The following is a 16,103-nucleotide window of genomic DNA, read 5'->3' as shown; positions in this document are numbered from 1 at the left end:
TGATTTTACAAAACTACAGCGGATAGCGCGGTGGCTTGCCATTTGCTCTAAAAATTAATTTGAGAACTGGTAATCGGAAAAGTTTTCTAAAACCTCATCGAAGGCAGCGAACACATCTTTCGGGTCGTCGCTGGTTACCATTTTAGTACGATAATCTTTAAAATGCGGAATACCTTTAAAATAATTGGTGTAATGACGGCGCGTTTCGAAAACACCAAGCACTTCTCCTTTCCAGTCGATAGACATTTGTAAATGTCTGCGAGCGGCCTCAACACGCTCTTCGATGGAGATTGGCCCTAAATGCTCGCCGGTTTTAAAGAAGTGTTTTACCTGTTTAAAAAACCAAGGGTTACCAATACTGGCACGACCAATCATGGCACCGTCCAGCCCATAACTATCGCGCATTTCCACTGCTTTTTCGGGTGTATCGACATCGCCATTTCCAAAAACAGGAATATGCATTCTAGGATTATTTTTTACCTGTGCAATAGGTTTCCAGTCGGCACTACCCTTATACATTTGTGCTCTAGTACGCCCGTGAATAGCGATGGCCTGACAGCCTACATCCTGTAAACGCTCGGCAACCTCAACTATACGTATAGACTCATGATCCCAACCTAAACGGGTTTTTACGGTAATAGGAATACTGGTACGTTTTACCATTTCGGCAGTAAGTTGCTCCATCAAGCATACATCTTTTAAGATTCCTGCTCCTGCTCCTTTACTTACTACTTTTTTTACCGGACAACCAAAGTTAATATCGATAAAATCTGGTTTCGACTCAGCAACGATATCTATGGTTTGCAGCATACTGTCCATATTGGCTCCGAAAATCTGAATGCCTACAGGGCGCTCCTTTTCATAAATATCCAGCTTCATAACACTTTTGGCAGCGTTACGAATTAAACCTTCACTCGACACAAACTCCGTATACACCACATCGGCACCTTGTTCTTTACACAGGGCACGAAATGGTGGATCACTCACATCTTCCATTGGTGCTAAAAGCAATGGAAATTCCGGTAAAACTATATTGCCAATTTTGGGCATATGCTTCAAAAATTAATATCCTAAAAACAAATAAAGCTGTATTAAATACAGCTTTATTTGGTGCAAAGATACTAATTTTCTATAGTTTAGAAGCAATATCAGCAGTATATTTCCTTAAGGTAGCTCGTGCCATACCTAAGTTTGCTTTGCTTGAATCTACAGCCAAATACACAAAGTACTCTCCGTTTTCAGCTAAATTGATAATGTGGATTTGAGAGTTTAGTGTAATTAGAATATCGTCGATTTTCTCATTTAACTTTAAAGCGCGGATAGCATTTAACTTTGCTTTTACAACTTCTAAGTTATAAGCTGAAGCTAATTCTGGATCGAAACTTGGATCTAAAGTATTAGAAACATAAGACATTCCTGTCTTTACTTCGGTTACTGCAACAGCAACGAATCCGCTTAAATTGCTTTTTAAATCATTTACGAATGTGTTCAAAAAATCTGCCATAATTTTTAATGGTTAAGTTTATAATTATTTTGGGTTTTTATTGGGGAAAGGTTTTTATACCTCGGTTTCTGCAAATAGACTTTGTAATCGTCTATGAATAAGGGCAAGTTTACTTGCATCGTATGTAACGACACCTAAATACCTATCTGCCTCTATCTTCTTTACAACAAACAATCCGGATTTGGTATTGAGAATAATATTGTCTAATTCACCCAGGTCGAAGTCTTCAGCAATTTCTCTGGACATCGCGGTAATCATACTTGACATTGCAGCAAAATTTTCGGCTAAATCTAAATACATGGATTCCTCTAGAACGCCATCAGAATCGAAGATAAATCCACACTCTACGTCAATATCATGTATTAACGCATCTAAATCGACTGGTTTAGGCATAGGTTGTAGGTTTTAAGATTAGGGTAATTCAAATATAACGAGTCCAAGCGTGACTTCAAAGTGTTATTTAACATAAATACTCCTATCTTTTTATGTATTCTGTTAAATTTTTCCTATTTCATTAATATGTTTATATTTACAAGGCAAAAACCCAAATTTACCACCTATGAAAAACAAGATGTCTTTAGAAAGTCTAGAAAAAAAAATAGACAAACAGCTTATTGAGTTCAGAAAATATAGAACGAAAAATGGTTTACAGGCCAAAAAGAAAGGTTTATTAACCAAACTTTTTACTTAAAATTATTAATTCATACAAAAACAAAGCCTGCTATTTATTCAGGCTTTACTTTTTAAATACCCATCCATTTTTTAATATGCTAATATACGCTCATTAAGAAATAATGGATGTTTCGAAATTGTTATTTGATACAATAATAAATTTATTTCTTTTCAATAGAATATTCTGCAGTTCTTACCACAGGAATACCTGATAAAGTAAGTCCTTCAAGCATCACTTTTACTTTAGTTTCTACCTTACTATTATCATACTCAACTGTTACAACACCTTTATCATTAGGATGCACATAAGGATTCCAGTATAGAGTATTTCTAATAACATCATTATTATTCAAATCGAACTCGGCATCTTCACCATAACTACCTGAATAAAACACACGGGCATCATAATACCCATCAACCGTTTTAGTAATGGAATGAAATTCCTTTTTAGGTTGATTATTAACCGACCCTATTTTTGTATAAATTAAAATAACTCCATTACCTCCGTCAGGACCAAAAATAGCAGCACTGGGCCCTTTAAACACTTCTACCCGATCTACATTTTCTGGCATAATATAACTAATGTCTGCTGAAGAAAACACTGGAAATCCGTCGAGAATAATATGTGCAGGACCATTAAATCTCATAAAGCGAATGGTATCGTTGGTTACCAAAACACCCGGCACCAAAAATTGAATCAGTTGATAAATATTACTATATGGAGGCGTATCTTCATCTACATAATACTTATATTCCGGATTACCGTAATAACTAGGGGTTTCATCTTTCTTCTGGGCAATGATTTCAACTTCATCTAAAATATTTTCTGGAGATACTCCGTAGGTTATGTATTTGTTATAAACATGCTTTTTAATCGATTCCAATTCAAGAGTATCAACAAGGTCTTGCTGAAAAGCTTCATATTTAAAATTTGTAGACATCGGTTTAGATTCTAAGCTATCTAGCAACAACTCGCCTTTTCCTTTACCCTTTTCATTTCTGGTATTCACCATCATTGTAGTTTTTCCGGTATAACCGACATCTTTAAAACTGAAACGACCCATTGAATCTGAAATCTCACTAAACAACTGCATGCCTTCCTTTTCATTTAGTAAAGCCAACGTAATGTTATTATTTGGCTTTGGCTTACTTCCAAGTAATTGTTTCACCATTCCAGCTACAGAAAACCCTGTTTCTATGGTATACTTTGGTAATTTAGGATTCTCAGGCAATGTTTTCCATAAAAAATCGCGCCAACCTTGTGTTAACAACAAAAGATCTAAGCAAGCCAGTCGATTGGAATTATTCCTATCAAAATAAAATGCCGGATTACGCACCTGTCCTTTTATATCAGACTCCATTAAAAAATAAGAACAAATATTTGTTCCGTATTTTGAAGTTTTGTTGACACTACTTTCATCTATACTCGCTAATGAAAAGCTTGCAGGTAGAGGTTGACCCGACTTGTTTTTTGAAACAACCTGGATTTCTACTTTTTCCTCTGGCTTGTAAACCTTCTTATTGGTTGTTAAGCTAATGTCTAAATCTTCTCCGTCGCTTTTATCTATATACACCAAACGTTCACTTTGTGGAAGGGCATTTTTATCGTAAATCGTTATCTGGCAAATCCCCTCTGGAATCTGGTCTTTCGGTAACTCGAAAGATACCTGCTGCGTATTGAGTTGTATTTCTCCTTCAAAATAGGAAATCCCCCGAACTCTGGCCACTATGGCAACCGACTCTCCCTGATGCTCCTGAAATGTTTTTGCATTGGTTTTAATAGAAATAATATCCCTCCCCTTGATTTTTGAGGCTCCTATAAGAAACCCTCTTTCGCTAACTTTAGGTAGGGGTACTTCGATTGTTTTTCCTTGCTCGGAAGTTATTTCAGCCCTTAATGGACTTTGTAAATCCGACTGAATTTGAAATTTACCCATACCCTCATGCAAACTAGCAAATAATGTTACCAATTCTCCTTTAGAATCGACGACTCTCCCCGTCACTTTTAGTGGATTCCCAAACTGGTCTGACGCTTTAAAAGCTACAGTACTTATAACACCATCGACTAAATTTCCTCCTTCCGGAAAAAACTGAAATTGAAAAGCTTGTTTTATTTCTGGTTCGGTCTCTTCTTTAGTCTTTTTTCGTTGATTTTGCTTTTTGTTGGTTTCGCTTTTATTAGAATCATCGTTGAAAACATCAATAATTTCTATCTCCTTTTTAAAAACAAAATCGTCACCAAAATTTCGATCCCAGTTGGTATAAGCTCGCAATTGATAAACGCCCGGTTTTTTCACGCCTAAGGAATCCGTTAATTTAAAATCGCCATGACCTACTCCTTGTTCCAATCGTGTTTTATGTCGTGCAATAATTTTTGAATTCGGAGAAATCAACTCTACATACAAAATCTTACTTTGGTCTAAAAGCATGTGATTATAAGCCAAAACCGAATAGGCCTTATACCATAAGGATTCACCAACGGTATAACAGGATCTGTCCGTATGCACATAAACCTTTTCTATATTAGGAACTGTTGTTTTATCCTGCGCTTGAAGAAGTCCTGCGATTAAAACAAATAGACTAAGCAAAAAACATTTTAAGTTCTTGTTTTGTTGGTTTAACATGTTTAGTTTGTAAATAGGTTAGTTGCAATTTCTTAGACACTAAATGTAAGTAAAAGTTTAATTTTTAGGTAATCGGTAACCATAACTTATCACTTTTCCTATCTGAAAAAACATTTATAAGCCTGAAACGTAACTCGTGACAATATTTTTAGAGATATACAACTTGAAAACATCTATATTTGCAAATTATATCTAGGTTTAGATTTGATTTATGAAGAATATTAGAAACTTTTGCATTATTGCACATATAGATCACGGGAAAAGTACACTTGCAGATCGTTTATTAGATTTTACTGGTTCGGTAACAGAAAGAGAAAAACAAAACCAGTTATTAGATAATATGGATTTGGAGCGTGAGCGTGGAATTACTATTAAATCGCACGCCATTCAAATGGACTACGTTTACGAAGGTGAAAAATACACATTAAACCTTATTGACACTCCTGGTCACGTCGATTTCTCATACGAGGTATCTCGATCTATTGCAGCTTGTGAAGGTGCGCTTCTTATTGTTGATGCAGCCCAAAGTATTCAGGCCCAAACCATATCTAACCTGTATTTGGCTTTAGAAAACGACCTGGAGATTATTCCGGTTCTAAATAAAGTCGATCTACCAAGTGCCAACCCAGAAGAAGTAACCGACGATATTGTAGATTTATTAGGTTGCGATCCTGAAGATGTTGTTCACGCCAGTGGAAAAACAGGATTTGGTGTCGACAACATTTTAAAAGCTATTATCGAGCGTATTCCAGCTCCAAAAGGCGATCCGAATGCGCCGCTTCAAGCCTTAATTTTCGACTCTGTTTACAACACCTTTAGGGGTATTGAAACTTATTTTAGAGTATTTAATGGTGAAATTAAAAAAGGCCAGCACATTCAATTCGTTGCAACCGGTAAAGACTATTATGCCGATGAAGTTGGAACGTTAAAACTAACTCAAGTTGCTAAAAAAGATATTAAAACCGGAGATGTTGGCTATCTTATTACAGGTATTAAAACCGCAAAAGAAGTAAAAGTTGGTGATACCATTACTGATTTTGAAAGACCAACACAAAATATTGTAGAAGGTTTCGAAGATGTAAAACCAATGGTATTCGCCGGAATTTACCCTGTAGATACTGAAGATTACGAAGAATTACGTGCCTCGATGGAAAAACTACAGTTAAATGATGCTTCGTTGGTTTTCCAACCGGAAAGCTCGGCAGCATTAGGGTTTGGTTTCCGTTGTGGATTCTTAGGAATGCTTCACATGGAAATTATTCAGGAGCGTTTAGAACGTGAATTCGATATGACGGTAATTACAACAGTACCTAACGTATCGTACCATGCGTTTACTAACAAAAATCCTGACCAAACCATTATTGTAAACAACCCGTCAGATTTACCGGATCCTTCAACTTTAAATCGCGTTGAAGAACCCTATATTAAAGCGACCATCATTACCAAATCAGACTTTATTGGTAACGTTATGTCATTGTGTATTGAAAAGCGTGGTATTGTAACCAATCAAACCTATTTAACTCCTGAACGAGTAGAATTATCGTTTGAAATGCCTTTAGCTGAAATTGTATTCGATTTCTACGATCGTTTAAAAACCGTATCTAAAGGGTATGCCTCTTTCGATTACCATCCAATTGGTATGAAACCATCAAAACTGGTACGTCTTGATATTTTATTAAACGCACAACCTGTTGATGCGCTTTCAGCCTTAATTCATGCTGAAAACGCACAAACTATCGGGCGAAAAATGTGTGAAAAATTAAGAGAACTCATACCTCGTCAGCAGTTCGATATTCCAATTCAGGCAGCTGTTGGAGCCAAAATTATATCTCGTGAAACCATCAAAGCTTTACGTAAGGACGTAACAGCAAAATGTTATGGTGGAGATATATCTCGTAAGCGTAAATTACTTGAAAAACAGAAAAAAGGTAAGAAGCGTATGAGACAAGTTGGTAACGTTGAAATTCCTCAGCAAGCATTTATGGCGGTATTAAAGCTTAACGACTAACATTTATGTAATCAGCACGCGTTTTTATAAGAAATTATTATTGATATTTTTGAATTATTTCGATAATGTAATTTTTTCTTTAAAAATGAACGTATGTTAAAAAAGTGGACAATATTTTTGTAAGTTTATAACAAAGCAAAAATATTTAATGACTATTTTACATATAAGTGCAGAATGTTATCCCGTTGCTAAGGTAGGCGGATTGGCTGATGTTGTCGGTGCTTTACCAAAATATCAAAACAGTGCAAACAACACATCACAGGTTATCATGCCGTTTTATGATAACAAGTTTACTCAGGAAAATACGTTTTCTTCAGTTTATGATGCACAGCTAAATCTAGGCGATTCGGTTTACGATTTCCAGATTTTAGTACTAAAAGATAAGCCATTAGATTTTGATGTCTTTTTCGTTAATGTTCCCGATTTGTTATTTAAAGATTATGTGTATTCTTTTGATGATACCGAGCGTTTTTTAGCATTTCAAATAGGAGTATTAGACTGGTTGCTAACCTGGCATGATTACCCGGATATTATACATTGTCACGACCACCATACTGGTTTGGTACCATTCATGCTTCAGGAAAGTTATAAATACGAAGCTTTCAGAAAAATTCCGAATCTTATTACTATTCATAATGCGCAATATCAAGGCTGGTTTTCGCATGACAAGGTAGGCTTGATTCCTCCTTTCAACTTTGGTCATGTGGGATTACTGGATTGGGGTAGTCAAATCAATCCTTTGGCAGCAGGTATAAAATGTGCCTGGGGGGTTACTACGGTATCGCCTAGTTACATGGAAGAATTAAAACAGGCGGCCAATGGCTTAGAAAGCTTATTAAGTGCCGAAAGTCCAAAATGCACAGGAATTTTAAATGGCATAGACACCAATGTCTGGAATCCGGAAACCGATACTTACATTGTAAAAAATTATTCAATTAAAACAGTTGATGAAGGTGCTGCTGCTAATAAAAAACACCTGTGCGACACCTTTAATTTAGACTTTAAAAAACCTTTATTTGCTTTTATTGGCAGACTGGTAGACGAAAAAGGATCAGATCTGTTCCCTGAAGTCTTTAAAATAGCACTCGAAAAAGACAACCTTTCTATTTTATTACTGGGATCGGGAAGTAAAACTACCGAATCTCAATTACAAGATTTAAAACCAGACTTTGCTGGCACCTATAACGCATTTATAGGTTACGATGAAAAGTTATCACATATCATTTATGCCGGGGCCGATTTTTTACTGATGCCCTCTCGTGTTGAGCCTTGTGGCTTAAATCAAATGTATGCACTGCGATACGGAACTATTCCTATTGTAAGAAGCATTGGCGGTTTAAAAGATACCGTAACTGATATTAATGAAAAAGGCGGCTTTGGTATTTGCCATCTAAATACAACCGTTTCAGAAATAACCGAAGCTATAGATAGAGCTATTACCCTATTTAAAGACCAACCAACCTATAAAGGCATTAGAAGCAAGATTATGGCCATCGACCATTCTTGGGACGCTTCTGCTGAAGAATACATTAATTTATATAACACATTAAAAACTAGCCAGCAATGATTAACAACAAGGTTTTAGCCATCATACTTGGTGGTGGACAAGGATCTAGATTACACCCATTAACGCAACAGCGCTCAAAACCGGCAGTACCTATCGCCGGAAAATACAGGTTGGTCGATATTCCTATTTCTAACTGTATTAATGCAGACATTAAGCGTATGTTTGTATTAACGCAATTCAATTCTGCATCGTTAAACCGACACATTAAAAACACGTACCACTTTAGTTTTTTCAGTAGCGCGTTTGTCGATGTATTGGCTGCAGAACAAACTCCAGACAATAAAGGTTGGTTTCAGGGAACAGCAGATGCCGTTCGCCAAAGTATGCACCACGTATTAAGGCACGATTTCGAATACGCCTTAATTTTGTCTGGTGACCAGCTTTACCAGATGGATTACGACAAAATGATTGAAGCTCACGAAAAATGTGGAGCAGAGATCTCTATTGCTACCATTCCAGTGAACGCAAAAGATGCTACCGGTTTTGGTATTTTAAAATCGGATGAAGAAAGTATAATAACGGCATTCATAGAAAAACCAGATGCCAGTTTATTACCGGATTGGACATCGGAGGTTAGTGATGAAATGAAAGCTGAAGGCAGAAATTACCTGGCTTCTATGGGTATTTATATCTTCAATCGCGATTTATTAATCAAATTAATGAATGATGAATCGACTATCGATTTTGGTAAAGAAATCATTCCGCAGTCTATTGCAGAACATAAAACCTTAAGTTATCAGTATGAAGGCTACTGGACCGATATTGGAACTATAGAATCTTTCTTTGAAGCTAATATTAGTTTAACGGCTAACATTCCTCAATTCGATTTATACGACGAAAACAGACGTATTTATACGCATGCCAGAATGTTGCCAACAACAAAACTTGCCGGAACTACATTAGACAAAGCCGTTATTGCTGAAGGATGTATTATTGCAGCTGCAAAAATTGAAGAATCGGTTATTGGTATTCGCGCACGCATAGGTAAGGAATCTACGGTAATTAAAACTTATATGATGGGTAACGATTATTATGAAACCCTTCAGGAAATAGAAGAAAAAGACATTAAAATATTATTAGGTATTGGCGAACGATGCTTTATTAAGAATGCTATTTTAGACAAAAACTGTCGTATTGGAGACGATGTAAGAATTAATGGTGGTGACCATCTTGAAGACACCGAAAACGATATGTACGCAGTAAGAGATGGCATTGTAGTCGTAAAAAGCGGCGCAACTATACCTAACGGATTTGTAATATAATATATGGCTCAAACAAAAGTTTATAGTCTGTTCACAGACTTCGATATCAATTTATTTAAAGCTGGTAAACACTATAGGCTTTACGAAAAATTTGGCTCACATTTAGTAACAGTTGATGGCATTGAAGGCACCTACTTTGCGGTATGGGCACCAAGCGCCAAACGCGTATCGGTTATTGGTGACTTTAACTTCTGGACCGAAGGCGAACATGAATTAAATGTTCGTTGGGATAGTAGCGGTATTTGGGAAGGTTTTATTCCGTTTGTTGGCAAAGGAAATCTTTATAAATACAAAATTGAAAGTCACAATCAGGGTATTAAAACTGAAAAGGCCGATCCGTATGCCAGACGTTGCGAACATCCACCAAAAACAGCGTCGATAGTTTGGGACGATAACTACAAATGGAAAGATGCCGACTGGATGAAAACCCGTAAAAAGCACAATGCTTTAAACGCTCCATACTCGGTTTATGAAGTCCATTTAGGATCCTGGAAACGCAATGTTGAAGAAGACCGTTCGCTTTCATATTTCGAATTGGCAGACGAACTGGTAAATTATGTTAAGGAGATGAACTTTACTCACGTAGAGCTCATGCCGGTTATGGAGTTCCCTTACGACCCATCATGGGGTTATCAGATTACAGGGTACTTCGCTCCTACCTCACGTTATGGTTATCCGGAAGAATTTAAATATTTAGTTGATAAATTACATCAAAACGATATAGGAATCATTTTAGACTGGGTGCCTTCACATTTTCCTGAAGACGCCCATGGTCTAGGGTTTTTCGATGGTTCAAACCTATACGAACATCCTGATAAACGCAAAGGTTATCATCAGGACTGGAAGAGTTTAATCTTTAATTACGGTCGTAATGAAGTGAAATCTTTCCTGATTAGTAATGCTATTTTCTGGCTGGAACAATACCACGCCGATGGTCTGCGTGTTGATGCTGTAGCCTCGATGTTATTCTTAGATTATTCTCGTGAAGACGGCGAATGGGAACCAAATATTTTCGGAGGCAGGGAAAATCTGGAAGCCATAGAGTTCATGAAAGAACTGAATAAAGAAATTTACGCTTCATTCCCTGATGTACAAACCATTGCCGAAGAGTCAACAGCTTTTCCTGGCGTTTCTAAACCTGTTTTCCTTGGCGGATTAGGTTTTGGTATGAAATGGATGATGGGCTGGATGCACGATACTCTTGAATATTTCTCAAAAGATCCAGTGTATCGCAAATACCATCAAAACGACATCACCTTTAGTTTGGCTTATGCCTTTTCTGAAAATTTTATGTTGCCGCTGTCTCATGACGAAGTGGTTTATGGTAAAAATTCCATTTTAGGCCGTATGCCAGGTGACGAATGGCAACGCTTTGCTAACCTTAGAGTTTTATTTGGATATATGTTTACGCATCCGGGTACAAAACTGTTATTTATGGGTGGTGAAATTGGTCAGTATAACGAATGGGATTTCCAGGGCAGTTTAAACTGGAATCTTCTTGAATTCGATCCGCATAGAAACTTCCAAAATTATTATAAAGCCTTAAATACACTATACAAAAACACGCCGGCATTATTTGAAAAAGGTTTTTCTCATGATGGTTTCCAATGGATAAATTACGGAGACCATGAAAACTCGGTAATTTCATATATCAGAAAAGGAGAAAACCCGGAAGAAAATGTTGTAGTGGTTTGTAATTTAACACCGACAATTCATAAAAAATATCGCATTGGTTTACCGGTACCCGGAAAAATTAAAGAGATATTTAATAGTGATGATGAGGCCTTTGGTGGTAGCGGTGTTTTAAATTCTAGAGCAATTACCATTAAAGATAAACCTTGGAACGGAAAAGATTATTCAGCCGAAATTACCTTGGCACCGCTAGCCATTTCTGTTTTCAAGTTTAACTAACCAAAACGTTTTCGTTACACATTACGCAATTATATTACTGATATGTTGCGCTTTACGCAATTTGTGTCTTATATTTTTGCTGATTATAGCCCATTAGAAATCAATTGTTTTAGTACTTTTAATGATGCACATACTAAAGTTATAATTTTATGATTTTAAATACAGAATTAGAGTATAAAGGAAACTTGTTTCCGTCCAATATAATTTCCTACGAAAAAAATCTTGACACCCTTTATTTCACTTCGCAAAACGGAGTGATTTTACAAATAACTGTCATTCGCGATAGTGTATTGCGTTTTCGATATACCACCACTGGTATTTTTGAAAACGACTTTTCTTATGCGATTACCAAATATGCCAGTAGAGGGTACAACCATTTAGAAGTTAAGGAAGAAGAAGATAAATACATCATCATCACCTCAAAACTAAAATGCCATATTAACAAAGCTGATTTGAGAAATGCTATTTACGAAGCACAAACCAACGAACTGCTTTGTGAAGACGAATTAGGTTTCCACTGGGAAGAAAGCTATGAGTTTGGCGGCGATATTGTAAAAATGTCTAAGGTAGCTCAGGAAGGCGAAAGTTACTACGGTTTGGGTGATAAACCAGCCGACGTAAATTTAAAAGGAAAACGCTTTGAAAACTGGGTAACCGACTCGTATGCCTACGGAAAATATACCGATCCTATTTATAAAACCATTCCATTTTACACCGCGCTTCATCATAAAAAGTCCTATGGTATTTTCTTCGATAATACCTTCAGATCGTATTTCGATTTTTGTCAGGAGCGTCGTAATGTTTCCAGTTTCTGGGCACAGGGAGGTGAAATGAATTACTATTTCATCTATGGTCCTGAAATGTCTGAAGTAGTTGCGAATTATACCGATTTAACCGGAAAACCACATCAATTACCGCCACTTTGGGCCTTAGGTTATCACCAATGTAAATGGAGTTATTATCCTGAAGCGAAAGTAAAAGAAATCACCAATAAATTCAGAGAGCTAAAAATTCCTTGTGATGCTATTTACTTAGACATCGATTATATGGAAGGGTTCAGATGTTTCACATGGAGTAAGGAATATTTCCCAGACCCAAAACGCATGGTTAAAGAACTGGCTGATGACGGCTTTAAAACCATTGTGATTATCGATCCGGGCATTAAAATCGATAAGGAGTATTCGGTGTTTAAAGAAGGACTGGAAAACGATTATTTCTGTAAACGCGCCGACGGTCCATACATGAAAGGAAAGGTATGGCCGGGAGAGTGTTATTTCCCCGATTTTACGAATCCAGAAGTGCGCGAATGGTGGTCTAACCTTTTTAAGGAATTAATTGAAGATATAGGCGTTAAAGGCGTTTGGAACGACATGAATGAGCCAGCTGTTATGGATGTGCCAGGAAAATCATTTCCAGACGATGTAAGACACGATTACGAAGGGAATCCATGCTCACATAGAAAAGCACACAATATATACGGTATGCAAATGGCGAGAGCCACTTACCAAGGACTAAAAAAGTTTGCTTACCCAAAACGTCCTTTTGTTATAACGCGTGCCGCTTATTCCGGAACACAACGTTATACCTCCAGTTGGACAGGCGATAATGTGGCCTCTTGGGAGCATTTATCGATTGCCAATATTCAGGCACAACGCATGTGCATGTCCGGATTCTCGTTTATAGGTTCTGATATTGGTGGATTTGCCGAGCAACCTAACGGTGAACTTTACGCCCGTTGGATTCAGTTAGGAATATTTCATCCATTTTGCAGAACACACTCCTCTGGAGATCACGGTGACCAGGAACCTTGGACTTTTGGTAAAAACATTACCAATGTGGTTCGTAAATTCATCGAATTAAGATATCAGCTTCTACCCTATTTATACACCGCTTTTTGGCGCTATGCTGAAGAAGGCATTCCTATCTTAAAATCGTTGGTTTTATACGACCAGCAAGATACCCATACCCATTACAGAAGCGATGAATTCATCTGTGGTGAAAAAATACTGGCATGCCCTATTTTAGAGCCTAATGCTAAAGGGCGACGCATGTATTTTCCAGCCGGAGAATGGTATAATTTCTGGACTGACGAAATTGTGGAAGGCGGACAAGAACTTTGGGTTGACGCCGATTTAGACAGTATGCCAATCTTTATTAAATCAGGTGCTTTAATCCCTAAATATCCTGTTCAGCAATATGTAGGAGAAAAAGAAATTGAGGAGTTAAAACTGGATGTATACTTTAAAATCGGAAAAGAAACCTCCCAGGTTTACGAAGATGCTCACGATGGCTACGATTATATAAAAGGCAGATATAGCTTGAGAAACTTCACCTTAACAGGTAAAACAACCGAGCTTATTATACAGCAACATAAATTAGGTAAGTATACCACACCGTATGATACCTTTAAACTGCAGTTACACGGTTTGCCTTTTAAAATTAAAAAAGTGATTATCGATAAAGTAGAATATTCTTTTAAAGATATTAAACTTAACGGCGATAATTCTTTTATTATCAACAAGGACTTTACCGACTTACATATTTTATAAACTCCACACAAAAACAAGTTGAAAACAAAAAAACGCTGGTTAATTCCAGCGTTTTTTTATTCTAAACATCAATAGATTCATAGGGTTTACCCAAGTAGACCAGTTTGAACTCTTTTTCTATCTTAAATTCTTTAGTAAGAGTACAAATAATATGTAATTCGCCATCACGATCCTTAACGAATAAAGGAATCGCCTTTTGCTCTCTGTTTAACTTATCAATCTTCTTAAGATATTCTTCTTTTGTATTGATATTAATTTCATGAATTACCGGATAATCTCTGGCTACCTCACTGAAGTTAATAAAATCATCTTTAGTAGAGAAAATCGTATCTAACGAAATATCCTCCTGATTTTTAATTTCCTGAGATGAAATCAAGCGGTAAGATCCGCGCTCTCCCAAATGGTCTTTAAATTTACTAATACTGTATTTGTTAATCTCATCACTTCCTGTAAACGCCAGTAAATAGCCTATATCACTTAATTCCACATCATTCGTTAAATCTTCCGAATAAATATTCGCCTGCATCGCATCTAAATCCAAGTTTTTTGCCTTTTCGATATTATCCAGGTTGTTATCAATTAACACCACATGACGGGCGTTTTGTTTTAAATATCTCGCTATAATTCTGGACGCTTCAGAAGCACCAATTATTAAAATACCTTTGCTGGCTTTTAAATAAACCCCTATCCATTTGGCTACATATCTTGCCGATGCTGCATTTAAAAGCACAGTAACCAATACTGTTGTAAATACTAAAGGCGTAATATATTCTGCATAAGGTTCACCACGTAAGGTCAATTTTGTCCCAAATAACGAGGCAATACCAGCGGCAACAATACCTCTTGGTCCTACCCAGCTTATAAAGGCTTTTTCGTTGAATTTAAGGCCCGAATTTGCACAGCTTAAGAAAACACCTAATGGTCGTAAAACAAAAATGATAATTGCCATGAGTAATACCGTTTTCCAATTGTATACGATTAATAAATCTTCCAGATTTATATTTGCCGATAGCAATATGAACAAAATAGATATAAGTAATACACTCAACGATTCTTTAAAGTAAAGCAGCTCCTTTAGGTTTGGTAATTTACTATTTCCAAGCACCATTCCCATAACCACAACTGCTAAAAGTCCGGATTCATGGGCGAATATATCGGACTCTACAAATACCAAAAGCACAACAGATAAAGCCGTAACATTCAGCAAATAATGAGGAATCAGCTTTTTCTTAATAGAGAAATATAGAATCAACGCTGCTGTGGTTCCAAAAGAAATACCTACAATTACAATTTTACCAAACTCTATTATAGCCTGAAGCGTATATCCATTAGTTTCTTCAATACTAATGAACTCAAACATTAAAACTGCTGCCAAAGCTCCTATTGGATCAATTAAAATACCTTCCCATTTTAATACGGTTGAAATTTCCTTTTTAAGCGGAATATTTCTCAATATCGGAGCAATAACTGTTGGTCCGGTAACGATAATGAGTGCAGAAAACAAAAACGACACCTCCCAGCTTAATCCGAATATAAAATGCGCTGCCAAACCACCTCCAATAAATGTGATAAGTCCACCAACACTAATTAATTTTAAGATAACGGGACCTACTTTTGAAATTTCATTTCGCTTCAAAGTCAGTCCTCCTTCAAACAGAATAATACCAATAGCTAAGGATACAAAACTGTACAGACTGTCGCCCGGAAATAAGCCTTTATCTCCATTCCAAACCGGCTCGATCCACTTACTGCCATCTGCAGAAAATAAAGTAGAAATGGGTCCAACAAAAAGCCCTATAAGAATTAGGGGTAAAATTGCCGGAAGTTTCATCCTCCACGCAACCCATTGTGACAATATTCCTAAAATTACAATACCCGAAAGTTCTATCATGTACAATTTCTTTTACCAAATACAAGAGCAAAATATTAAAAAATGAGTACTAAACACCTATGTTTCTGTGGTTATTTGCAAAAATTTCGGATATTTATAATATACCGTTTAAACT

11 protein-coding genes are annotated in these 16,103 nt (G+C 36.6%); 6 read left to right on the top strand and 5 right to left on the bottom strand.

The window, feature by feature from the left end; genetic code table 11:
* Positions 1-54: 54 nt before the first annotated feature.
* The 3 genes from dusB to NO995_RS06275 form a co-directional block, all read right to left on the bottom strand.
* On the bottom strand, positions 55-1,050 hold the full coding sequence (gene dusB / locus NO995_RS06285) for a tRNA dihydrouridine synthase DusB (protein WP_258226736.1): 996 nt from the start codon (positions 1,048-1,050) through the stop codon (positions 55-57).
* A 79-nt stretch (positions 1,051-1,129) separates the two neighbouring features.
* Positions 1,130-1,504, bottom strand: coding sequence for a hypothetical protein (locus NO995_RS06280; protein WP_258226735.1), 375 nt, complete (start codon positions 1,502-1,504; stop codon positions 1,130-1,132).
* 54 nt (positions 1,505-1,558) lie between these two features.
* On the bottom strand, positions 1,559-1,897 hold the full coding sequence (locus NO995_RS06275; protein WP_258226734.1) for a roadblock/LC7 domain-containing protein: 339 nt from the start codon (positions 1,895-1,897) through the stop codon (positions 1,559-1,561).
* Positions 1,898-2,063: 166 nt separating this feature from the next.
* Between NO995_RS06275 and NO995_RS06270 the strand changes: the two genes are divergently transcribed.
* Positions 2,064-2,195, top strand: coding sequence for a hypothetical protein (locus NO995_RS06270; RefSeq protein WP_258226733.1), 132 nt, complete (start codon positions 2,064-2,066; stop codon positions 2,193-2,195).
* 142 nt (positions 2,196-2,337) lie between these two features.
* Here NO995_RS06270 and NO995_RS06265 read toward each other — a convergent pair whose 3' ends face one another.
* A complete protein-coding gene (locus NO995_RS06265; RefSeq protein ID WP_258226732.1) occupies positions 2,338-4,764 on the bottom strand; it encodes a TonB-dependent receptor in 2,427 nt (808 codons plus the stop codon).
* A gap of 247 nt (positions 4,765-5,011) precedes the next feature.
* On the opposite strand from NO995_RS06265, the gene lepA reads away from it, so the two are divergent.
* The 5 genes from lepA (at position 5,012) to NO995_RS06240 (ending at position 14,097) form a co-directional block, all read left to right on the top strand.
* Complete coding sequence (gene lepA, locus NO995_RS06260; protein ID WP_240572494.1) at positions 5,012-6,808, top strand: translation elongation factor 4; 1,797 nt, start codon at positions 5,012-5,014, stop codon at positions 6,806-6,808.
* 148 nt (positions 6,809-6,956) lie between these two features.
* On the top strand, positions 6,957-8,375 hold the full coding sequence (locus NO995_RS06255) for a glycogen synthase (RefSeq protein ID WP_258226731.1): 1,419 nt from the start codon (positions 6,957-6,959) through the stop codon (positions 8,373-8,375).
* Complete coding sequence (locus NO995_RS06250) at positions 8,372-9,637, top strand: glucose-1-phosphate adenylyltransferase (protein ID WP_258226730.1); 1,266 nt, start codon at positions 8,372-8,374, stop codon at positions 9,635-9,637. Before NO995_RS06255 ends, NO995_RS06250 begins: the two co-directional genes overlap by 4 nt.
* A gap of 3 nt (positions 9,638-9,640) precedes the next feature.
* The gene (gene glgB / locus NO995_RS06245; protein WP_240572491.1) at positions 9,641-11,548 is read left to right on the top strand and encodes a 1,4-alpha-glucan branching protein GlgB; all 1,908 of its coding nucleotides are present in this window, start codon (positions 9,641-9,643) and stop codon (positions 11,546-11,548) included.
* A 149-nt stretch (positions 11,549-11,697) separates the two neighbouring features.
* Positions 11,698-14,097 carry a glycoside hydrolase family 31 protein gene (locus tag NO995_RS06240; RefSeq protein ID WP_258226729.1) on the top strand — a complete coding sequence of 800 codons (2,400 nt, stop codon included), beginning with the start codon at positions 11,698-11,700 and terminating at the stop codon, positions 14,095-14,097.
* A gap of 61 nt (positions 14,098-14,158) precedes the next feature.
* On the opposite strand, the gene NO995_RS06235 is transcribed toward NO995_RS06240, so the two are convergent.
* Positions 14,159-15,988: a sodium:proton antiporter gene (locus tag NO995_RS06235; RefSeq protein WP_240572489.1), complete on the bottom strand. Its 1,830-nt coding sequence runs from the start codon at positions 15,986-15,988 to the stop codon at positions 14,159-14,161.
* Positions 15,989-16,103 lie beyond the last annotated feature (115 nt).

This window comes from Aestuariibaculum sp. M13 (genome assembly GCF_024723255.1).
Taxonomy (GTDB): domain Bacteria; phylum Bacteroidota; class Bacteroidia; order Flavobacteriales; family Flavobacteriaceae; genus Aestuariibaculum; species Aestuariibaculum lutulentum.
Note: the sequence above shows the minus strand (reverse complement) of the source record. Positions and strands in the feature narration are given on the sequence as shown.

What these genes read in the sequence shown, in the direction of transcription:
- dusB (WP_258226736.1), bottom strand. Translation starts at nt 1,050, where the DNA reads ATGCCCAAAATTGGCAATATAGTTTTACCGGAATTTCCATTGCTTTTA.
- NO995_RS06280 (WP_258226735.1), bottom strand. Translation starts at nt 1,504, where the DNA reads ATGGCAGATTTTTTGAACACATTCGTAAATGATTTAAAAAGCAATTTA.
- NO995_RS06275 (WP_258226734.1), bottom strand. Translation starts at nt 1,897, where the DNA reads ATGCCTAAACCAGTCGATTTAGATGCGTTAATACATGATATTGACGTA.
- NO995_RS06270 (WP_258226733.1), top strand. Translation starts at nt 2,064, where the DNA reads ATGAAAAACAAGATGTCTTTAGAAAGTCTAGAAAAAAAAATAGACAAA.
- lepA (WP_240572494.1), top strand. Translation starts at nt 5,012, where the DNA reads ATGAAGAATATTAGAAACTTTTGCATTATTGCACATATAGATCACGGG.
- NO995_RS06255 (WP_258226731.1), top strand. Translation starts at nt 6,957, where the DNA reads ATGACTATTTTACATATAAGTGCAGAATGTTATCCCGTTGCTAAGGTA.
- NO995_RS06250 (WP_258226730.1), top strand. Translation starts at nt 8,372, where the DNA reads ATGATTAACAACAAGGTTTTAGCCATCATACTTGGTGGTGGACAAGGA.
- glgB (WP_240572491.1), top strand. Translation starts at nt 9,641, where the DNA reads ATGGCTCAAACAAAAGTTTATAGTCTGTTCACAGACTTCGATATCAAT.
- NO995_RS06240 (WP_258226729.1), top strand. Translation starts at nt 11,698, where the DNA reads ATGATTTTAAATACAGAATTAGAGTATAAAGGAAACTTGTTTCCGTCC.
- NO995_RS06235 (WP_240572489.1), bottom strand. Translation starts at nt 15,988, where the DNA reads ATGATAGAACTTTCGGGTATTGTAATTTTAGGAATATTGTCACAATGG.